This window comes from uncultured Chitinibacter sp. (assembly GCF_945957625.1).
GTDB classification, from domain to species: Bacteria; Pseudomonadota; Gammaproteobacteria; order Burkholderiales; family Chitinibacteraceae; genus Chitinibacter; species Chitinibacter tainanensis.
Genome location: NZ_CAMFLP010000001.1, coordinates 19,504 through 39,112 on the forward strand (window position 1 = coordinate 19,504; position 19,609 = coordinate 39,112).

Here is a 19,609-nt window from a genome sequence, read left to right on the forward strand (position 1 = left end):
ATAGAACGTAAGGGGTTGTCTTATGCGGTGTAGGCCGGATGCGACTCCCCCTTGCAATGTGGAGTCTTGCAGTTTTAGATTTTTGCTAATCTTCGCATAACTTCTATTCGCATTCTCATAAAGTCGCCTAAATCTTCAGTTAGTCCTTTGTGTCCATAAAATCGAGCGCTATCAACACCGTATTCTGCTGTCAATTGAAGGCGTTTCCTAATTCCAGAAATATATTGTTGATCGTAATCATCTTTGCCTTGAGCTCCACGCTTTAGTATGCGCTCAACGTAGTTGCCATTGGTGTCAATTACGTTCAAATAAATACCATCATCTTCTAAGGTATAATCGAATCGACTAAGAGAATCACGAAGTTCATTTAACTTCATTGGTTTTTCGCCTTTTATCTGTTTTCGTGAGTTGCTTTCTAGCCACTCAGCAATTACTGCCACCTCGTCTTTCCGATTAACACAAATTTCATGAGCTGCAATTTTTCTGGTGAATTCGTACATTTCCTCGTCATCGCAACGATCAAGGAGATAACCATGTTCACTCAGAAAATACAATGTAGAGAGTAATGTTGCCCGTTTGTTTCCATTATTAAATGAATGATTGCATGTAATACTATGAAATAATGAGGCAGCTTTTAGAAAAATAGTTGGATAAGCATCGTGTCCACCGGCAGTTGCATAAGGTCTACTAGCTGCAGACTCAATAGTATCTCTGGACTTAACTCCAGGCGGAGAAATTGGGTCCTCTGAGTCAACAAAGAAATCAGTTAAATAATCATGAATCCCGATAATTGTTTCTACATTCATGCGATGTTCTTCCTTTTTTGTGATTTTTAACGGAGATTAACAATTGCAAATAAGCCATGTAGGGCGGATCATGACCCACGCTGAGCAATGGTTGAATTAAGTTTTATTTATTTTTCAGAAAGCTTAACACAATCCAATTGGCGGGTTACGCTTGCGACTAACCCGCCCTACATTTTTGTAGTTTTTGCGCCGTTGGCGCGATGTTTTAATGCGCGTTCCGCCGCGCAGAAGGGAAGGGGTATTTGCTTCGCCAAATACCCCTTCACCCCAAAGGCGCCCCGGGCGAAAAGCGCTCCGCGCTGCCCTTGCTGCGTCGTGAGCCAAACAAAAAGCCGTTTGTCTCCCTCCTTGCTGCGGTTTTCGCTACACGGGAATCCAAGCCCCACCTTCACCAGCGCGGTAGATACTGGCAGCAGTATTGTGCTGAAGGCATTGTTGGTGTTTGGTTTTGTGAATATACCCCTGTGATGGTTAGAACGGATCGCCCGTGGAGCCGCGCCGTTCGGGAGGCGGTTGGCAAGGTTTTAAGATGCGGCTGTTTGAGCGTTGCGACGCTAGCGCAACGCGAGTTCCCGCCTCGCCTTGCCGAGCGCTGGACGGACGGGGTTTCGCGGTGATCGGGCGCGTTAGGGTTGCAAGGGGCAAGGCAAGACTGCCCCTTGCTCGTCCGGCGGGCGAAACCGCCGGTTTGCCGCCTGCGGCAGCAGGCTATGAATTGCCGCACCATCATACTCACCTTGGATTGACGGCTATGCGCCGCGGCACTTACCTCTCTTGCTTCGCCAAGAGAAGTAAGCAAGAGAAGGCGACCCGGGCGAAAAGCGCTCCGCGCTGCCCTTGCTGCGTCGTGAGCCAAACAAAAGGCCGTTTGTCTCCCTCCTTGCTGCGGTTTTCGCTACACGGGAAACCAAGCCCCAACTTCACCAGTGTGGTAAATACTGGCGGCAGTATTGTGCTGAAGGTATTGCTCTACTTTGGTTTGGTGCATATACCCCTGCACCCCAATGCGGTTGCTTTATTCGCGTTGTGTGGCTTTGGGCTTGAATCCCCTGTCGCCCATCGCCGAGGGAGTGGAGTGAGACAAATGGGTTTATCGTTTGGCTCACACGCGGAGGCGATTGCTATACGAGTGCGGCATCAGCAGGCGCGCATGGGGTATTTGCATGTAAGCCAGTAAATCAGGGTTCTGCAGATGTATACCATAGTGGAGGAACAAGCTCGTCGCCAGAGCGGCACGAGCGTGTCTATCCTGCGGATTCACTGCGCGGCCACGGCGAAGGTGTAGACCGTGGCCCGCTGGGCTAGCCCTTAAAACAGTGAATGCTTGAGTTTGCCCATTTTCAGCACCGGTGAGCGGGCTTGCTGGCCGCTGAGGTCAATTTCAGCAGCGCCCAACTGAAAATCTTCGCCGTCTTGATTGCCGGAAAAATGCGCCACAATTTTCTTGGCGCCTTTAAATACCGTTAGCTCAACCCCGCTGGCCTGACCGGCGTTGATGCCGAGGTAATAGCTAAATTCACCGCGGCTAAAGCTCACGACATCTAGCCCGGTATGCGGGCCGGTGCTGAGGTTGGCGATGGTGAAGGGCGCTTGTGGGGTGGCATCGACATTCATTTCTACCTTACCCGGCAGACCATAGCGGTAGCTCACCCGGCCAAACGGCTCTTTGGCCCGATCAGCGCACAGCGATACCACTTTGCCGGTTTGGGTGTTTTTCCAGCCGGCATCGGTGGCTTTGGTGGGGCCCATCCAGGCATCCACAATCGCGACTTCATCGGCTTGGCAATGGCTGGGCACGGCCGCTACGGCGCTGGTGCCGACAAGGGTGAGCAGGGTGGTGAGCAGCATGTGGCGCATAGTAGGCTCCGAAATAGTCCGCGCTGCGGGGAGGGTTGATGGGCTATTAGCATAACGCATTGAGCTCGGTATTATTCCGCGGAATGCGAGTTTTGAGTTGGCTAGGCGTCAGCTTTGTCGTTACTATGCCTGAACGCAGGTTGCTGGGTAAATGCTGGCCGCTGCGTGCAAGCGCTAGTTATGCTCACGGTAACCCGTGCTGAAACAGGCTCTGCAAACATGCAAGGGGTATCGCCCCCAATTCATTATTAGTTAATGCCTAGTGATGAATACTATGGGTGGGTATAGGGATGGGCTGGTGTGGCTATCAAAGTAGGAGCAGGTGATGCAAATTCAGCGTCAACAATTAGATGATGCCGCCGCGGCTGGGTTATTAGTGCCGGCGCAGGTGGGGCCATTGTGGGATTTTCTGGCGACACAAACGGCACAAACGCCCAGTTTTCGCGCGACGCATCTTTTGTATTACCTCGGCGGGCTGTTGGCGATTGGGGCGATGAGCCTCTTTATGACTTTGGGCTGGGATCTGTGGGGCGGCTGGGGTCTGTTGTTGATCGCGCTGGCCTATGAGCTGCTGGGGTTGGGGCTGACCGAATATTGCCTGCGCCGGCCGGGGCTGCGGATTCCGGCCGGGATTGCGGCGGCCTTTGTGGTGGTGTTGACCCCGCTGGCGATTTACGGCCTGCAGGCGGGCTTGGGCTATTGGGAATTGAGCGACGAATATCGTGATTACCATCTGCGGATTGATTGGCGCTGGTTATGGATGGAGCTGGCCACGTTGGCGGTCGGGGCGATTATGCTCTGGCGCTATCGCTTGCCATTTTTGATGCTGCCGGTGGCCGTCACGCTGTGGTATCTGAGTATGGATCTCACGCCAATCTTATTTCACGATAGCGATCTGCAATGGCAGCTACGCAAATGGGTGTCGGTGTATGTGGGCCTATTGATGCTGGGGCTGGCATTCTGGATTGAGCTGCGCTCGCGCTCGCGCGAGGATTTTGCCTTCTGGCTGTATCTGTTTGGCTTGCTGGCCTTCTGGGTGGCGCTCACCAGTATGGATTCGGATAGCGAGCTCAAGCGCTTGGCGTATTGCCTGCTTAATCTCGGTTTGCTGCTGATCGGGGCGGTGCTGAGCCGGCGCGTGTTTGCCGTGTTTGGCGGGCTAGGGGTGGCGGCCTATGTGGGGCATCTGGCGTATTCGGTGTTTCGCGATAGCCTGCTGTTTCCGCTGGCGCTGACGGTGCTAGGGGCAGCGGTGGTGTATCTGGGCATTGTTTGGCAGCGGCATGAGGCGCGCATTACGGCGCGCCTGCGCCAATATTTGCCCGCCGCGCTGCAAGAGCTGCTGGCGCGGCGGCAGTTAAGTTAAAGAAAATCCGCCGTAGATTTAGCCAGGGTATAGCCTGCTAGGCTATATGGTGAAAGCCTTCTCAGGTTATACCCATTGCTATTCAATTAAAGCGGGGCCTGCAGGAGGCCAAGCTTTGCGTCGATGAGGCTTGCTCAACGTTGCCGCAAGCGGGCACGAGTGCTTTGCCGACCGCCGGCGAGGGCGGAGTCGGCATCCAGATCGCTGGCGTCATCGGCGCCGCTGGCCCAGTCTTGCTGCAGTTGTTGTTGCAAGGCTTGGCGCTCGCTGCGGCGGCGGGCACGTTCGCTTTGCTCGTGCGCTCCGGCTTGGCGCTGACGGGCGGCGAGGGCGAAGGGATTACGGGGTTTGAATTGCATCACGTTCTCCTTTAACCCTTGATGCACACTACTTGCTTGAGTGTGTGCACCACTTCCACCAGATCGCGCTGATGCGCCATCACCGTGTCGATGTCTTTGTACGCAGCCGGAATTTCATCCACCACGCCGCCATCTTTGCGGCATTCAACACCAGCGGTTTGCGCCGCGAGGTCAAAGCGGTTGTAGCGCTGTTTAGCTTCGGTGCGGCTAAGGGTGCGCCCCGCACCGTGACTGCAAGAGCAAAACGATTCGGCATTGCCCAAGCCGCGCACGATATAGCTTTTGGCGCCCATGCTGCCCGGAATAATGCCCAATTGCCCGGCATGCGCCGCGATGGCGCCTTTGCGGGTAATGAACAAATCCGTCTCCTGATGGCGTTCGCGCGCCACGTAATTATGGTGGCAATTGATCGCTTCATCGGTCAGCGTAAAGGCTGGCAAATGCGGGCGGATCGCCTCCACAACACGGCGCATCATTTCGCGCCGGTTGACCAGCGCATAATCCTGCGCCCATTCCACCGCGGCCACATAATCATCAAACAGCGTTGAGCCCGCCGCAAAATAGGCCAGATCTTTATCCGGCAAATGCTGCTGATGGCGCTGCATGTCTTTTTGTGCCGCCGCGATAAAATAGCGCCCGATCACATTGCCGGTGCCGCGACTGCCCGAGTGCAGCATCAGCCACACGCGGTCGGTTTCATCCAGGCACAGCTCGATAAAATGATTACCGCCGCCCAAGGTGCCGATCTGGCAGATCCAGGTTTGTGCAAACTGGCGCTGCATTTTTAGCAAGCCCGGGTGCTGGCCCACCAGCGCATCCAGCCGGTCATTCAGCGGCCGCGCAACGCGCTGCATGGCGCCACCGCGCACTTTGCTCCATTCATGCTGCTGAAAACCAACCGGCACTTCGGCCTCGATGGCCGAGCGAATGCGCGCCAGATTATCGGGCAAATCGCTGGCGGTGAGCGAAGTGCGCACCGCATTCATGCCGCAGCCAATATCCACGCCCACAGCGGCCGGGATAATCGCTTCGCGGGTTGGAATCACCGAGCCCACGGTGGCGCCAATGCCCAGATGCACATCCGGCATCGCCGCGATATGGCCATGCACGATCGGTAATTGCGCGGTATTCAAAAGTTGATTGAGCGCTGCGGGCGCGATGTCGTCGGTCCAGATTTTGACCGGCACCCGCCCTTTATTGAGTTGTTGTACGACTGGCATACATAAATCCTGTAGACGTAAAAAAGCCCCGGAAGATCAGTTGCCGCCCCATCCTTGGCCAAGTGGCGTTGAGCATCAACGCTGGGCGGATGGGGTGCTTTGATCGAAAACCGGGGCGGCGCAGCGTGAGCGCTGCGGCAGGAACCCGGCGTGCCAGTCACGCCGAATTCCGGGGGATTCGGGTGCTGGCTTAGTGGGTGTTCATCACAAACGGGGTCACGGCAAATACTCCTCTGTAGATGGTGCGCTATTGAGCTGCACGCGACGTTGCACATTGGCCGGGCCAAGCCCGACCACCAAGAGCGCGCATCTTGCCGAGCTACGGCTTATGCCGTCAAGCGCGGCCGGTAAATTGTGGTGTTAGTGGCGACAGTAGTAATAGTCTCGACCGCTGCGTCAGTGCGGCCTGACGAACCGGCGGGAGGCTGAAAATATGAAGCGAGTTTAACAATTTATGAATAGGGTATATGGCTATAAGCCATAATTCATTTAGCTTGCGAAGCTATACCCATGTTATTTTCGTGACCAGTTCTGCTCACACAGACGCTGGCCCAAAGCGCTGGCCGAAAAAAAACCGCCCCGTAGGGCGGCTTTTTGGCGAAGCGATCAAGCGTTTAGTCTTGATGGTAGTTCGGCGCTTCTTTGGTGATTTGCACGTCGTGCACGTGTGATTCGCGGATACCGGCAGCGGTGATCTGTACGAATTCAGCTTTGGCATGCACATCATCAATTGTGGCGCAGCCGAGGTAACCCATGGATGAGCGCAGGCCACCCACCAGTTGGTGGATCACGGCAGTCAGCGGGCCTTTGTACGGTACGCGACCTTCAATACCTTCCGGTACCAGTTTGTCCGCGTCGGCGGTTTTGTCCTGGAAGTAACGGTCTGATGAACCATTTGCGCCCGACATCGCACCCAGCGAACCCATGCCACGGTAGCTCTTGTATGAACGACCTTGGTACAGCTCAACTTCACCAGGGGCTTCTTCGGTACCACCAAACAGACCACCCAGCATCACCATGTGTGCGCCAGCGGCGATGGCTTTGGCGATGTCGCCCGAGAAGCGGATACCGCCATCGGCGATCAGCGGCACGCCCGTGCCAGCCAGAGCTTCGGCCACATTCGCCACCGCAGAAATTTGTGGGACGCCTACGCCAGCAACAATACGCGTTGTGCAGATTGAGCCTGGGCCAATACCGACTTTAACCGCATCCGCGCCGGCTTCAACCAGCGCCAGCGCCGCTGCGCCAGTAGCGATATTGCCGCCGATGACTTGTACTTGTGGGAAGTTGGTTTTCACCCATTTCACGCGATCCAGTACGCCTTGGCTGTGGCCGTGCGCAGTGTCCACCACAATCACGTCAACGCCTGCTTCCACCAGCAATTTCACGCGCTCGTCAGTGCCGGCGCCGACGCCTACAGCCGCGCCAACGCGCAGACGGCCTTGCTCGTCTTTGGCGGCCAGTGGGTGTTCGCTGGTTTTAACGATGTCTTTAACGGTGATCAGGCCTTTGAGTTTGAAGGCGTCGTCGACCACCAGCACGCGCTCGAGGCGGTGATCGTGCATCAGGGTGCGGGCGTCTTCAATGCTGGTGCCTTCTTTCACGGTAACCAGTTTGTCTTTCGGTGTCATGATGGATGACACAGGAACGTCGAGGCGAGTTTCGAAACGCAGATCGCGGTTCGTGACAATCCCGACTACCTGACCGTTTTCAACCACGGGCAGGCCAGAAATTTTGTGCTGGCGAGTCAGCGCAATCACATCGCGCACCAGCATGGTTGGTGCGATGGTGACCGGATCTTTCACAATGCCAGATTCGTAGCGTTTAACTTTGGCTACTTCTTGCGCCTGGCGTTCCGGCGTCATGTTCTTATGGATAATACCAATGCCGCCTTCTTGGGCCATGGCAATGGCCAAGCGTGCTTCGGTCACGGTATCCATCGCAGCGGAAACCAGCGGCAGATTCAGGCGGATACCGCGAGTGAACTGGGTGGCGAGCGAAACGTCGCGAGGCAGAATATTGGAGTGGGCAGGGACGAGCAGAACGTCGTCGAACGTGAGGGCTTTTTGCACAATGCGCATGAGCTAGATCCTTTTCGCCAAAAAAGCATTATACCGAAATGTCTCATTTTCGACTATGGCCTTGTAATATTGCAGTTCTTCGTGCTGTCAGCTTGACTTGTTGCGGCGCATGATTGCTGTTCGCCAGCCCAGCAGCTAGGGTAAAACTGACAGCCCAGCCGTCAGCTAGGCGAGGAGGCGAGCATGAATCGCGAATGGCAAGCAGCGCCCGATACGGCGCTTATCCTCTCGGGGGGTGGGGCGCGGGCGGCCTATCAGGTGGGCGTGCTATTGGCGATTGCCAAGCTCTTGCCCCAGCATGCGGCCAATCCTTTTCCGATTATTTGCGGCACCTCGGCCGGGGCGATCAATGCCGCGGGTCTGGCGGTGAGTGCCCAGCAGTTTCGCCATGGGGTTTTTTCGCTGGCACGGATGTGGCAAAACCTCTATCCCGAGCTGATTTACCGTGGCTCGCTCGGTGCCTTGCTGGCCACTGGCGCGCACTGGATGGGCTCGCTGATGCTGGGTGGGTTGGGGCGCTACAACCCGCGGGCTTTTCTCGATAATGCGCCGCTGCGTGATTTTTTGGAGCAGCGGGTGGATTTCAGCCAGATTCAGCGCAATATCGAGCAAGGCGCGCTGCGCGCAGTGGCGATCTCGACCTTGGGCTACAGCAGCGGTCAATCGGTGGCGTTTTTTCAAGGGCACCCTGAGTTGGAAGGCTGGCAGCGCGCCTCACGGATTGGGGTACGTACCCAGCTGAATGTCTCGCATTTAATGGCCTCCAGCGCAATACCCCTAGTGTTTCCGGCGGAGCGTATTCATCGCGAGTTTTTTGGCGATGGCTCGGTGCGGCAATTGGCGCCGCTCAGCCCCGCTATTCATCTGGGTGCCAAGCGCTTGCTAGTAATCGGGGTGGCGCCGCATGGCGATGATGCACCGGCGCGGCAGCAGGTGAGTGATTACCCAACGCTGGCGCAGGTTAGCGGGCAGCTGATGAATAGTATTTTTCTGGATTCGCTTGAAGTTGATCTGGAACGCATTACCCGCATCAACCGCACGATTTCGCTGATCCCCGCTGAGGTGCGGGCCAGCAGTGGGCTGAATTTACGCCCGGTGGAGGTCTTAACCATCGCGCCCTCGCAGCCGCTGGAAAAACTCACCTTGCCTTTCAAGCGCGAGTTTTCGCTGGGGATGCGCTTTTTTCTCGGCGGTTTGGGGGCGTTTCGTCGGCAGGGCTCGGTGGTGGCCAGCTATTTATTATTTAGTGGCGCGTATGCGCGGCGGCTGATTGGGCTGGGCTATCAGGATGCGCTGGCTAAAGAAGCGCAATTGCGCGATTTTCTGGCTGCCAAGGAAACGGATTCGGCGCTAGAATAGCCGTTTTCTATCCTGACTGGGCGGAGAACAGCATGAATTTGTTCCGCTGGCGATTTGGTTTTGCCTTGGTTTTTCTGGCTTGCGCCGGCATGATCGGCTTTGCGCTCTACCATCAATTTTATCAATGGCTGATGCCTTGCCTGTACTGCGTGTATGAGCGCATCGGCATTATTGTGACGGGCCTGCTGGCGCTGGTGGCGGCGATTTTTCCACCCAAAACCCGCGCTGGGGTCTATACCCAAACTGGCTTGCTGACAGTGGCGGCTGGGGTGACGGCCGCGGTAGGCATTCGCCATACATGGTATCAATACACCCCGCGCGACCCGAGCGCGCTGTGCCCATCGAGCTTGCCGTTTCCGATTGATCTGAATGCTTTGCCAGGCTGGCTCGCGAGCGTGATCCGGCCGGTGGGCGATTGCGGCAATATCGATTTCACCTTGTTTGGCATCACCATGCCGGCCTGGGTGGCGGTGGCGGGGATTGCTATCGTGGTGTGGAGCTGGTCTTTGTGCCGGCATCAACTGAATGAAATTCGACGGAATCAGTGGCGATGACGCTTACCGAATTGCGCTATATCGTAGCCGTGGCCCGCGAGCGCCACTTTGGCCGCGCCGCCAATAGCTGTTTTGTGTCGCAGCCGACTTTGTCGGTGGCGGTCAAAAAACTCGAAGATGAGCTGGGGGTGACGCTGTTTGAGCGCTCATCGGGCGATGTTTCGCTCACCGCCATTGGTGGCCGCATCGTTGAGCAGGCGCAGCGGGTGCTGGAAGAAGTGACTGTGGTGAAGCAATTGGCCGAGCAGGGCAAAGACCCCTTGGCCGGCAGTTTGCGCCTGGGGGTGATCTACACCATCAGCCCCTATTTATTGCCCCACTTGATCCCTGAGCTGCGCCAGCTGGCCCCGCAAATGCAATTGCTGCTGGAAGAAAACTACACCGCGCGGCTGGCCGAGATGCTCAAGCAGGGTGAAATTGATGTGGCGATTGTCGCCGAGCCTTTTCACGAAGGGGGTATTGCTACGCAAGCCTTGTATGAAGAAGGCTTTGTGGTTGCTACCCCTCGGGGGCATGCTTGGGAAGCCATGCCAGAGATTTCGTCCGAGCAGTTGGCCGAAGAAAACGTGCTCTTACTCTCGCCAGGGAATTGCTTCCGCGATCAGGTGCTGCAAACCTGTCCGGATCTGAATCGCGAAAGTATGGGTGGCACCGGTGGCTTGCAGCGCACTTTGCAGGGATCTTCGCTCACAACCATTCGCCACATGGTGGCTGGCGGCATCGGGGTAACCGTGTTGCCGGTGACGTCGGTAAGCGCCGCCGATGATGCGCTGCTGAGCATTCGCCCATTTGCCGAGCCCGCGCCCACCCGCCGGGTGGTCATGGCTTGGCGGCGCAATTTCCCACGTATGGCGGCGATCGAAGCGTTGCGGCAAGCGGTATTGCAATCGGGCATGCCGAAAGTCACCTGGCTCAAAGATGCGCCAATCGAGTAAGCGGGCGTGATGAACTCGCGGTGCGCGAAAGCCAGTCTGCAGTGCCGCAGGCTGGCTTTTTTGTTGCGCCGAAGAGCCGAGTAATCAGCGTGGCATGGGGCAGATGACAGGTCTGACGGATGTGGCGTAGCGCGTATGCAGCAGTGGCCGGCAGCTGGCTAGAACAAAATGAGTGGGGCTTGGGGGTATGTTTGCCGGATTTAAGCAATTGAATGCTTGTGTGGCAATACCTGCATGGGTATGCGAGCAATAGCCAACAAAAAAGGCCTGACGCAGTAGCGTGAGGCCTAATTGTTTTGGTGCCCAGGGTCGGACTCGAACCGACACACCTTGCGGCGGGGGATTTTGAGTCCCCTGCGTCTACCATTTCGCCACCTGGGCAGGTGCAACGTAGAAGCGGCATATTAGCTACTTAAACCGCGCTTGGCAAGGGTTTGTGCTAAATATTTCTGCTGTGCGTTTACTCGGCGGCTTTTTTAAGCTGTAAAGCCCGTTCGTATAGCGTATTGCGTGGTGCACCGCTGATGCTTTGTGCCAGTGCCACCGCCTGCTTCAATGGTAATTCGGCCAGCAGGGGTTGCAGTAGGTAATCAAAGGCTTCGCCTTCGACGGCGGGCGCGGGCGGCGCGGCATCAACCACGATGACGGCTTCGCCGCGTTGCTGATTGCTGTCGCTGGCAATCCAGGTGGCCAGCTCGCCCAGTGGCATGCGGCGGATGGTTTCAAAGGTTTTGGTCAGCTCCCGTGCCAACACGGCTTCACGTTCGGGGCCAAACATCGCGGCGAGGTCGGCTACACATTCGGCAATGCGATGCGGTGCCTCATAAAATACGGTGAGATAGGGGTGGCCAACCAAAGGCGCGAGCGCATCACGGCGCTGCTTGCTTTTCGGCGGCAAAAAACCATAAAACAGACTGTGTGGCGCGGTGAAACCACTGGCCGATAGGGCGGTCGTAAGGGCAGAGGCGCCAGGAATTGGAATCACGCTAAAGCCAGCCGCATGCACCGCGGCCGCGAGGACCGCGCCGGGGTCGGAAACCGCGGGGGTGCCAGCATCGGAAACCTGGGCAATGGTATCGCCGGCGGCAAGGCGCTCGATAATCCGCTCGGCCATCGCTCGTTCGTTATGCTCGCGTACTGACATCAGGGGGGTATTGATGCCAAATTGCTTAAGCAGCTGGCCGGTGACGCGAGTGTCTTCGGCGGCGATCACATCGGCCTGACGCAAAACCGCCAACGCACGCTCGGTAATATCACCAAGATTACCGATCGGGGTAGCGACCACATATAATGCAGACTTGCTGACAGGATACTCAGGCTTATGCACTTCACAACTCTCCTTGGCGGCCGATTGCAATGGCGCCACGCATTTTGGGCTACAGCAGGCCGAACACTGGCTGCCGGGGCTCTACTATACGGGGCGCTGGCCGGCTCGGCCACTGCGGCAACCGAGAGTGAGAGTGCCAGCCGACCGGTCAACGGTTATATCGCCTTGCTGTTGCCGGGGCAGGCCAAGGCCTTTAAGCCGGCGGTTGATAGCATTCGAGCTGGAGTATTGGCGGCGGAGCGCGTGCATGGTGGCGTCGAAGTGCCCTTGGTACGCGTGATTGATACCACCGATAAAGAAGAAGACATCAAAGCCCAATACCAGCGCGCGGTAGATGGCGGCGCCATTGCGGTGATTGGCCCGCTGACCAAGTCGGCGATTAATTATCTGGCCGACAGCAGCGAGCTGAAAGTCCCCACCGTGGCCCTGAATGGGTTTGATCCGACCACGTTGCCGCAAAGCCAGCTCTACAGCTTTGGCCTGGGGGTGGAGAGCGATGCGGCTGCAACGGCCATGCTGGTGCGGCAAGAGGGTGGCCGCCAGCCGGTGATTTTGCAAACCAATGACAGTATCGGCCAACGCCTGGCGCAAGGCTTTAGCAATGCCTGGCGGGAAATTCATGGTAGCGAGCCGCTGGTGATCCGGGTGGCGAATCCGCGCCGTGATGCTCCCGAAATTCGTCAGCAACTCAATGACGCGCTGCCAGATGCGGTATTTTTGGCCATGGATGCCAAATCGGCCCGCGTGGTACGGCCCTTTGTGGGCAATGAACGCGCCGTGTATGCCAGCAATCAAATCAACCCCGGCCGTTTACCCGCCACCACGCTGGTTGATCTGGCTGGGGTGAAATATCTGGATATGCCTTGGCTCGCGGCGCCCGATAGCGAGGGCTATGCACTGTATAATCGCACCCGCTCAAGCGCTAATGATTTGGAACGATTGTTCGCCTTGGGGGTTGATGCCTGGCGAATCGCCGCCATCTTAAGTACGGGGCAGCGTTTTGAACGGCTGGAAGGCCTGACCGGCGTGCTGACTTTAAGCCCTGATAATGTGGTAAACCGCGAATCAGTGGTGCGCGTGATGGGGCGTAAACCCGCCAGCGCCAGTGGCACTGCCGAAGTCGCGCCTGAGGCGGCAGCCCCCGCGGTGGTGAATGAACAATAAAGGCCAGGCCTTTGAAACACGGGCGGCTGAATTTCTGCAGGCCCAAGGCCTGCGCATCGTGGCCCGCAATTGGCAATGCCGGCAGGGCGAGATCGACCTGATTGCCTTTGATGGGCCAATGCTGGTATTTATCGAAGTGCGCATGCGGCGCTCTACCCGTTTTGGTGGGGCCGCCGCCAGTATTACCCCAGCCAAGCAAGCCCGCTGGTGGGCCAGTGCCCAGCAGTATTTGCAACAATTACCGCAAGTGCCGCCCTGCCGTTTTGATGCGATCTGTATCGAAGGCGAGGCCTTGCACTGGATTAAAAACTGTATAAGTGGTTAAACCACACCGCGCCCGCCGGCGAGCGGGCAGATACACGAAAGGAAACCCTATGGATCTGATTCAACGCGTTCAGCAGCATTTCGAAGAAAGCATCGCCGCCAAACAGGCCGCGTTGGAGGTCCTCAGCCCCGCCATTGCGCTGGCGGCCGAGAAAGTGGTGCAGGCGCTGATTGCCGATGGCAAGATCCTGGCTTGTGGCAATGGGGGCTCGGCGGCGGATGCCCAGCATTTTGCGGCTGAAATGGTCGGCCGCTTCGAACGCGAGCGCCCTGGTTTGCCGGCGATTGCTCTGACGACTGATTCTTCAGCGCTCACCGCAATTGCCAATGATTACGACTTTGATATGGTCTTTTCCAAGCAAGTGCATGCTTTGGGCCGCGCTGGCGATATTCTGGTGGCGATTTCTACCTCGGGCAATTCAGCCAATGTCATCTCGGCGATTCATGCTGCGCATGATCGGGGCATGAGCGTGATTGCCTTTACCGGCCGCGACGGTGGGCAAATCGCCGACCTGCTGGTGGGTGATGATGTGCATCTGTGTGTACCTCATCAGCGCACCGCGCGGATTCAGGAAGTGCACATTACCGCGATTCACGCTTTGTGCGATGCGGTCGACTTTACCTTGCTGGGGGGCGATTAATGGCGGTGCATCTGAAACGGGCGCTCAGTATCAGCATTCTGGCCGCGAGTTTAGGCCTGAGTGCGTGCGTGCCTTTGGTGGTGGTCGGCGGCGTAGCCATGGGGGCCTGGATCGGCTCTGATCCGCGCCCAACCAAAACCATTACCGAAGATACCTCGCTCGGCGCCAATATCAGCGCCAAAATCATTGATGAATTCAAAGAGCGGGCGCATGTGAATGTGAACACTTTCAACGGTCAGGTCTTGCTGACCGGTGAAGTGCCTGATGCGGCCTCCAAAGCGCGCGTCGAACAACTGGCACGCAGCTTTAGCCAAGCTACGCGGGTGTTTAATGATGTGGTGCAAGCGCCGCCATCGAGCATGACTGATCGACTAAATGACAGCCAACTCAGTACCCGAGTTAAAACTGCCATGTTGACGAATGGTGGTGATGCGCAGGCCGTGCATATTCAGGTGATTACTGATCGCAAGGTGGTGTATTTGCTGGGCATGAGTAGCCCACAGCTGGCCGATCGTGCCGCGCAAATCGCCGCTTCGGTGTCCGGTGTTGAGCGGGTGGTGAAGTTGGTGCAGCCACTGGCACCGCTGCCGCAGTAAGCGACAGCCCGCCCCAACATACAACGCCATCTTGCACTGAGCCAGATGGCGTTTTTTATCGGTAGGATCTTAGGGGTATTGAGCTACAAGCTTTGCTTGATAATGCTTGCAGATCAATACCCATGGCTAAATAGTGCCCCTTAGGGTTTGAAGTTTTGCAACACGTAATTGAGCAGCAAAGGCTGGGCCGCCGCCGTGGGGTGGAGTTGATCGGCCTGAAAATAGCTAGGGGTTTGGATCACAGGCGCCAGTAAAAACGGGCTCAGGCTCAGCTGATATTGCTTGGCCAGCGCCGGAAACACCGCGGCAAACTGGCGGGTATAGTCGGCGCCGTAATTGGGCGGCATTTGCATACCTACTAGGTGCACTTTGGCCCCAGCTTGGCGCGCGGCCTGAATCATCTGGCTTAGATTGTTTTGCATGGCGCTCACTGGCAGACCGCGCAGGCCATCATTGGCGCCCAGCGCCAGAATCACCCAGCGCGGGCGATGCTGTTTTAAAGCCGCCGGGAACCTTGTGAGCCCGCCAGCAGTCGTTTCACCAGAGACACTGGCATTCACCACCCGCATGGGCCGGCCTTGTTGTTGTAGTTTTTGCTCCAGCAAGGCAGGCCATGCCTGCTGCTGGGCAATGCCATAACCGGCCGAAAGGCTGTCGCCAAACACCAGAATTACCTCGGCGCTTTTGGCCATAGCGCCAGGCGCCAGCAGCGCCAAGGTGCAGGCCAGCAGGCCCAAACGACGCAACACCGATAGGAACTGAATCAGCATGAGTGCAACTCCAGATATTTTGCAGGCCCGCCAGCTCGGTAAAACCGTCAGCAGTGAAGGCGAGAAGCTCACTATTTTGCACGAGATCAGCTTTAGTGTCCCCACCGGGGCCAGTTTAGCGGTGGTAGGGCGCTCGGGCTCCGGTAAATCGAGCTTACTGGCCTTGCTGGCCGGGCTGGATACGCCCAGCGTTGGCGAAGTCATCCTCGCCGGGGCTGCGCTGCAAACACTGGATGAAGATGGCCGCGCCGCGGTGCGCGGGCGCTGCGCTGGCTTTGTGTTTCAGTCATTTCAATTATTGCCCGAGCTCACCGCGCTGGAAAACGTGATGCTGCCGCTGGAGCTGGCCGGCGTGCGCGGCGCCGAGGCGCAGGCCTTGCAGTGGCTAGAGCGGGTGGAGCTGGGGCATCGCTTGCATCACTTGCCGCGGCAGCTGTCCGGCGGCGAGCAGCAGCGGGTGGCGCTGGCGCGGGCATTTGCGCCGGGGCCACAGGTTTTGTTTGCCGATGAGCCGACTGGCAGTCTGGATTCGGCCACCGGGGCGGTGGTGGCTGATTTGCTGTTTGCCTTGAATCGCGAAATGGGCACCACGCTGGTGCTGGTAACGCATGACGACACGCTGGCGCAGCGCTGCAGCCATCAATTGCGCCTGCAAGCCGGGCAGATGATCGACTGGCAGGTGCCGGCGCAAACCGCGGCACTGGAGCAGGCGGCTTGAGCGCCGGCATACTGAGTCAGCTGCGGCTCACCGCGCGGCTATTTCGCCGCAGCCTTGCCGCTGGCGAATACAAAACCTTGCTGCTGGCGCTGATTATTGCCATTGCCGCCTTAACCGCGGTGGGCATGCTCACCGAACGCGTGGAGCGGCAATTACTCGGGCAAGCCAGCGAGCTGCAAGCGGCCGATGCCGTGCTCAGTAGCGATCATCCGATCCCGCCCAAGTTTGCCAGCCTGGCCACCCAGCAACGGCTGGCCAGTGCCGAGATGGCGATCTTCCCCTCGATGGTGAGTTTTGGTCAGCTGGCAAGTCTCGCTTCGGTGAAAGCCGTGGGGGCGGCTTACCCTTTACGGGGGCAACTCAGCCTGCAAAGTGGGGCTACGCAAGCCCCGCAGCCGGGTGAAGCGCTGATTGATGCGCGCTTGCGTGATGTGTTGCAAATCCAGGTGGGGCAGCAGCTCAAAGTCGGGCAATTGCAGCTCACCGTGCGCGACATCATCATGCGCGAGCCGGATGCGGCCTTTGATTTTTCCAGCCTGCAGGCGCGGCTGATGATCAACGCTGCTGATTTGCCGGCCAGTGGTTTGCTGGGCTTTGGTAGCCGGGTGAAGTATCGCTTGCTGCTGGCTGGTGAGCCGGCGGCGGTGAACGCGTGGCTGGCGGCGGCGCAGCCGCAGCTGGGGCGCGGCGAGGCGATTGAAAACGCCCGCGAAAGCCGGCCGGAGCTCAAAGAAGCCATCGAGCGCGCCGAACGCTTTTTGCGGCTAGCGTCTTTGCTCGCCGGTGTATTGGCGGCGGTGGCGATTGTGCTGGCCGCTCGGCGCTTTGCGCTGCGGCATTTTGATACCGTGGCCTTGCTGCGTACGCTGGGTGCCAGCCAGCGGCGCGTGCGCGCGCTGATGTTGGCGCAAATGCTGTTGCTGGCGGGCGTGGCGGCACTGGCCGGCGGCGCACTGGCCTGGCTGGCGCAAGCGGGCTTGCTGTGGCTGATTGCGGCGCAGTTGCCCGCGCCTTTGCCGCCTGCCAGCCTGTGGCCCTGGCTTTGGGCCAGTGCGCTGGGCTTGGTGTTGTTGCTGGGCGCAGCGGGGCCGGTATTGCTGAGCCTAGCCCGTACGCCGCCGCTGCGCGTGTTGCGTCGTGAATTGACCGTCGATGTGCATTGGTTCTGGCAATACGCGCTGACGCTACTCGCTATGATGGGTATCTTGCTGCAGATCGCTAAGGATATAAAGCTGGCGGTGATAGTGGGTGGGGGTATGTTGGGCGCGCTGCTGCTGTTGGCCGCCTTGGGCTGGTTGCTGCTGCAAGCTCTGCAGCGCTGGCGCTGGCAAGGCAGTGCGCGTTTGGCGCTGCGGCAGATGCTGCGCCAACCCGGCTTACTGCTGGCCCAGCTCGCGGCCTTAACGTTGGGGCTGTGCGGCTTGTGGCTGCTCACCGTGGTGCAAAGTGATTTATTGCAGGCCTGGCGCGCACAAGTGCCACCTGAAGCGCCCAATCATTTTGTGATTAATCTGCAGCCCGAGCAGATCGCCACTTTTAATGCCCAGTTTGCTGCGGCGGGTTTGCCCGCGCCCAAAGTGCAGCCGATGATCCGCGGGCGCTGGACTTTGCACAATCAGCAGCCGGTGCAGCCGCAGCAGTATAGCGAGCCCCGCGCGCAGCGCCTGTCCGAGCGCGAGTTTAATCTCTCCTGGGGCGAAGACGAGCGAGCCGATAATCAGCGGGTGCAAGGTCCACCACTGAATGCCGCCGTGCCGGGCTGGTCGGTCGAGCAGGAGCTGGCGGTGCTGCTGGGCATTAAAATCGGCGATCAGCTCACCTTTGATATTGCCGGCACGCCGGTGACTGCGCCGGTGATTAATCTGCGCGCGGTAAATTGGGGCTCGTTCCGCGCCAATTTCTTTGTGGTGGGCTCCGAGCAGCTGTTACGCGATCTGCCTAGTAGCCGGATTAGTAGTTTCTATTTGCCGCCCGCGCAGCGCACGCTGGTGCCGCAATTGGTGCGCGGTATGCCCAATCTCACCATCATTGATGTCGGGCAGGTACTGGCGCAGGTTGAAACAGTGATTACGCTGGCGTCGAGCGCATTGCGGCTGGTGTTTGTGATGTGTGTACTGGCGGGGCTGACGGTATTGCTGGCCGCGCTGGAAACCAACGATAGCGAGCGGCGGCGCGAGGCGGCGCTGATGCGCGCACTGGGCGCCAGCACCGCCCGCATTGCCCGGATCTGGTGGCTAGAAAGCCTGCTGCTGGGGGCGCTGGCTGGTTTGCTGGCGGGTACTTTGGCCGCGCTGGGCGCTTGGTATGTGGCCACGGCGGTGCTGAAACTGCCGTGGGTATTCAATGTTTGGCTGCCACTGGCCTCGATCGTGGCTGGTATGGCCTTGAGTGGCCTCACGGTTTGGCGGCGGCTCTGGGCGCTGGCGCGCACTTCGCCGGTACTCATGCTGCGCGAATAAGCGGGCTGCTTCGCCGCCCTCGCGGCTTTAGCGGTGGGGGTTTTGTGCAAAAAGTTTGTGCCAGCGCAAAACGCCTGTCACAGGCTGGGCGCATTCTCACCCTGAATGATTGTCGCGGGGGTTGCCATGTTCATCGTCGAACCAGGCCAGGTGGAAAGCCTGTGCCAGCGCTATCTGGGTGGCGTGGCCAGCCGGGTGGAAAAAATTACCGGTTTTCAGGCCGATGTGTATCTGGTGCAGGTAGGCCGTTTACGCGCGGTGCTGAAATGCTATCGCCAACCCGGTCAGGCCGCCCGCGAAGCCGAGGCGCTGACTACACTGCGCCGCTATCTGGTTGATCAGCCACTGCCCGAGGTGATTGCCTTGCATCAGCCCGGCGAGCGCGGCGAAGCGCTGATTCTGACCCAGATTGCCGGCATGCCGGCCAGCCATGAGCTGGAATCGCCGGTGGAAATCGACCGTTTTGCGGATGAATTTGTCGATTGGCTGCGCCGCTTGCACGCAATTAGCTGCGAGCGCGGTTTTCAGGATGAAACCGGCCACTGGCATGCCGATTTTGCCAGCGCTTATGAGGTTGATCTGGGCTTGCGGCAGACCTGGTTACACAGCGCCGCGGCCAGCGAATGCCTAAGCCAGCCGCTGCGCGAGCATTTGTTGGCGTTGATTGGCGATTTTGCCCGCTTGCCTTTATCAAGCCACGCCCTCAGCAGCGTGATTCATGGCGATGCGCATGCGGCCAATTTCTTGGTGGATGCCGAAACCCACCGCCTGTGCGGGGTGATCGATCCGGGCTTGGTCCGTTTTAGCCACTGCGAACTGGATTTGGTGCAGCTGGATCTGGTGCGGCCAGATATGAAGCTCTTGAGCAATTATCTGCAAAAGGCTGGCTTGGATCGTGCGGTACGGTTGCGTCTGGCGTATTTTGCGATCTTCTATCTGGTGAGCCAGGTGGCGCAAACCGGGGTGGCGGATGAGCCAGCTTTACTGCATGCTATCCAGCGCTATCAGGCGCAGCAACGCGCGGCCATTACGGCTTAAACCGCTCAATCGTTAGCCAATATCAAATGCGCCGC

General features: G+C 58.2%; 18 protein-coding genes and 1 tRNA gene. 11 read left to right on the forward strand and 8 right to left on the reverse strand.

What is annotated here, in order from left to right:
* Positions 1–74 precede the first annotated feature (74 nt).
* Together QV747_RS00085 and QV747_RS00090 are read right to left on the reverse strand one after the other, a co-directional pair.
* Positions 75–806: a type II toxin-antitoxin system death-on-curing family toxin gene (locus QV747_RS00085; RefSeq protein ID WP_273428614.1), complete on the reverse strand. Its 732-nt coding sequence runs from the start codon at positions 804–806 to the stop codon at positions 75–77.
* Between the two features lie 1,308 nt (positions 807–2,114).
* Positions 2,115–2,663, reverse strand: a complete 549-nt coding sequence (locus tag QV747_RS00090; protein ID WP_273428612.1) for a hypothetical protein — start codon at positions 2,661–2,663, stop codon at positions 2,115–2,117.
* 325 nt (positions 2,664–2,988) lie between these two features.
* On the opposite strand from QV747_RS00090, the gene QV747_RS00095 reads away from it, so the two are divergent.
* Positions 2,989–4,029 (forward strand): DUF2157 domain-containing protein, encoded by a 1,041-nt coding sequence (locus tag QV747_RS00095; protein WP_273428609.1) that lies wholly within the window; start codon positions 2,989–2,991, stop codon positions 4,027–4,029.
* Positions 4,030–4,163: 134 nt separating this feature from the next.
* On the opposite strand, the gene QV747_RS00100 is transcribed toward QV747_RS00095, so the two are convergent.
* From QV747_RS00100 to guaB, 3 genes are all read right to left on the reverse strand, one after another.
* Positions 4,164–4,388 (reverse strand): hypothetical protein, encoded by a 225-nt coding sequence (locus QV747_RS00100; RefSeq protein WP_273428607.1) that lies wholly within the window; start codon positions 4,386–4,388, stop codon positions 4,164–4,166.
* 11 nt (positions 4,389–4,399) lie between these two features.
* On the reverse strand, positions 4,400–5,608 hold the full coding sequence (locus QV747_RS00105) for an RtcB family protein (protein WP_273428606.1): 1,209 nt from the start codon (positions 5,606–5,608) through the stop codon (positions 4,400–4,402).
* 614 nt (positions 5,609–6,222) lie between these two features.
* Positions 6,223–7,689, reverse strand: coding sequence for an IMP dehydrogenase (gene guaB / locus QV747_RS00110; protein ID WP_028448636.1), 1,467 nt, complete (start codon positions 7,687–7,689; stop codon positions 6,223–6,225).
* 183 nt (positions 7,690–7,872) lie between these two features.
* Here guaB and QV747_RS00115 point away from each other — a divergent pair, with 183 nt between their 5' ends.
* From QV747_RS00115 to QV747_RS00125, 3 genes are read left to right on the forward strand one after another with little or no spacing between them, the layout of a single operon-like run.
* A complete protein-coding gene (locus tag QV747_RS00115; RefSeq protein ID WP_028448637.1) occupies positions 7,873–9,048 on the forward strand; it encodes a patatin-like phospholipase family protein in 1,176 nt (391 codons plus the stop codon).
* Between the two features lie 32 nt (positions 9,049–9,080).
* Positions 9,081–9,602, forward strand: a complete 522-nt coding sequence (locus QV747_RS00120) for a disulfide bond formation protein B (protein ID WP_273428602.1) — start codon at positions 9,081–9,083, stop codon at positions 9,600–9,602.
* Positions 9,599–10,537: a hydrogen peroxide-inducible genes activator gene (locus tag QV747_RS00125; RefSeq protein WP_028448639.1), complete on the forward strand. Its 939-nt coding sequence runs from the start codon at positions 9,599–9,601 to the stop codon at positions 10,535–10,537. The genes QV747_RS00120 and QV747_RS00125 overlap by 4 nt, the downstream gene beginning before the upstream one ends.
* Before the next feature lie 297 nt (positions 10,538–10,834).
* Here QV747_RS00125 and QV747_RS00130 read toward each other — a convergent pair.
* Positions 10,835–10,918: transfer RNA gene (locus tag QV747_RS00130), tRNA-Leu, on the reverse strand.
* A 79-nt stretch (positions 10,919–10,997) separates the two neighbouring features.
* Positions 10,998–11,864 carry a 16S rRNA (cytidine(1402)-2'-O)-methyltransferase gene (gene rsmI / locus QV747_RS00135; RefSeq protein WP_273428600.1) on the reverse strand — a complete coding sequence of 289 codons (867 nt, stop codon included), beginning with the start codon at positions 11,862–11,864 and terminating at the stop codon, positions 10,998–11,000.
* On the opposite strand from rsmI, the gene QV747_RS00140 reads away from it, so the two are divergent.
* The 4 genes from QV747_RS00140 to QV747_RS00155 are packed head-to-tail and all read left to right on the forward strand — an operon-like array spanning position 11,859 to position 14,589.
* A complete protein-coding gene (locus QV747_RS00140; protein ID WP_273428598.1) occupies positions 11,859–13,028 on the forward strand; it encodes a penicillin-binding protein activator in 1,170 nt (389 codons plus the stop codon). The genes rsmI and QV747_RS00140 overlap by 6 nt on opposite strands.
* Positions 13,018–13,353 carry a YraN family protein gene (locus QV747_RS00145; protein WP_273428596.1) on the forward strand — a complete coding sequence of 112 codons (336 nt, stop codon included), beginning with the start codon at positions 13,018–13,020 and terminating at the stop codon, positions 13,351–13,353. Before QV747_RS00140 ends, QV747_RS00145 begins: the two co-directional genes overlap by 11 nt.
* Before the next feature lie 49 nt (positions 13,354–13,402).
* Complete coding sequence (locus tag QV747_RS00150) at positions 13,403–13,993, forward strand: phosphoheptose isomerase (RefSeq protein WP_028448643.1); 591 nt, start codon at positions 13,403–13,405, stop codon at positions 13,991–13,993.
* Positions 13,993–14,589, forward strand: coding sequence for a BON domain-containing protein (locus QV747_RS00155; RefSeq protein WP_273428593.1), 597 nt, complete (start codon positions 13,993–13,995; stop codon positions 14,587–14,589). Before QV747_RS00150 ends, QV747_RS00155 begins: the two co-directional genes overlap by 1 nt.
* Before the next feature lie 140 nt (positions 14,590–14,729).
* Here QV747_RS00155 and QV747_RS00160 read toward each other — a convergent pair whose 3' ends face one another.
* Entirely contained in the window at positions 14,730–15,359 is a 630-nt protein-coding gene (locus QV747_RS00160) for an arylesterase (RefSeq protein ID WP_273428591.1), read from the reverse strand.
* Between QV747_RS00160 and QV747_RS00165 the strand changes: the two genes are divergently transcribed.
* The 3 genes from QV747_RS00165 (at position 15,358) to QV747_RS00175 (ending at position 19,574) form a co-directional block, all read left to right on the forward strand.
* Positions 15,358–16,077 carry an ABC transporter ATP-binding protein gene (locus QV747_RS00165; RefSeq protein WP_273428589.1) on the forward strand — a complete coding sequence of 240 codons (720 nt, stop codon included), beginning with the start codon at positions 15,358–15,360 and terminating at the stop codon, positions 16,075–16,077. The genes QV747_RS00160 and QV747_RS00165 overlap by 2 nt on opposite strands.
* Positions 16,074–18,536, forward strand: coding sequence for an ABC transporter permease (locus tag QV747_RS00170; RefSeq protein ID WP_273428588.1), 2,463 nt, complete (start codon positions 16,074–16,076; stop codon positions 18,534–18,536). Before QV747_RS00165 ends, QV747_RS00170 begins: the two co-directional genes overlap by 4 nt.
* Positions 18,537–18,662: 126 nt before the next feature.
* Positions 18,663–19,574, forward strand: a complete 912-nt coding sequence (locus tag QV747_RS00175) for a phosphotransferase (protein WP_273428587.1) — start codon at positions 18,663–18,665, stop codon at positions 19,572–19,574.
* The last annotated feature ends 35 nt before the right edge of the window (positions 19,575–19,609 follow it).

What these genes read in the sequence shown, in the direction of transcription:
- QV747_RS00150 (WP_028448643.1), top strand. Translation starts at nt 13,403, where the DNA reads ATGGATCTGATTCAACGCGTTCAGCAGCATTTCGAAGAAAGCATCGCC.
- QV747_RS00090 (WP_273428612.1), bottom strand. Translation starts at nt 2,663, where the DNA reads ATGCGCCACATGCTGCTCACCACCCTGCTCACCCTTGTCGGCACCAGC.
- QV747_RS00115 (WP_028448637.1), top strand. Translation starts at nt 7,873, where the DNA reads ATGAATCGCGAATGGCAAGCAGCGCCCGATACGGCGCTTATCCTCTCG.
- QV747_RS00145 (WP_273428596.1), top strand. Translation starts at nt 13,018, where the DNA reads ATGAACAATAAAGGCCAGGCCTTTGAAACACGGGCGGCTGAATTTCTG.
- QV747_RS00155 (WP_273428593.1), top strand. Translation starts at nt 13,993, where the DNA reads ATGGCGGTGCATCTGAAACGGGCGCTCAGTATCAGCATTCTGGCCGCG.
- QV747_RS00140 (WP_273428598.1), top strand. Translation starts at nt 11,859, where the DNA reads ATGCACTTCACAACTCTCCTTGGCGGCCGATTGCAATGGCGCCACGCA.
- QV747_RS00165 (WP_273428589.1), top strand. Translation starts at nt 15,358, where the DNA reads ATGAGTGCAACTCCAGATATTTTGCAGGCCCGCCAGCTCGGTAAAACC.
- guaB (WP_028448636.1), bottom strand. Translation starts at nt 7,689, where the DNA reads ATGCGCATTGTGCAAAAAGCCCTCACGTTCGACGACGTTCTGCTCGTC.
- QV747_RS00100 (WP_273428607.1), bottom strand. Translation starts at nt 4,388, where the DNA reads ATGCAATTCAAACCCCGTAATCCCTTCGCCCTCGCCGCCCGTCAGCGC.
- QV747_RS00175 (WP_273428587.1), top strand. Translation starts at nt 18,663, where the DNA reads ATGTTCATCGTCGAACCAGGCCAGGTGGAAAGCCTGTGCCAGCGCTAT.
- QV747_RS00095 (WP_273428609.1), top strand. Translation starts at nt 2,989, where the DNA reads ATGCAAATTCAGCGTCAACAATTAGATGATGCCGCCGCGGCTGGGTTA.
- QV747_RS00120 (WP_273428602.1), top strand. Translation starts at nt 9,081, where the DNA reads ATGAATTTGTTCCGCTGGCGATTTGGTTTTGCCTTGGTTTTTCTGGCT.
- QV747_RS00160 (WP_273428591.1), bottom strand. Translation starts at nt 15,359, where the DNA reads ATGCTGATTCAGTTCCTATCGGTGTTGCGTCGTTTGGGCCTGCTGGCC.
- QV747_RS00125 (WP_028448639.1), top strand. Translation starts at nt 9,599, where the DNA reads ATGACGCTTACCGAATTGCGCTATATCGTAGCCGTGGCCCGCGAGCGC.
- QV747_RS00105 (WP_273428606.1), bottom strand. Translation starts at nt 5,608, where the DNA reads ATGCCAGTCGTACAACAACTCAATAAAGGGCGGGTGCCGGTCAAAATC.
- QV747_RS00085 (WP_273428614.1), bottom strand. Translation starts at nt 806, where the DNA reads ATGAATGTAGAAACAATTATCGGGATTCATGATTATTTAACTGATTTC.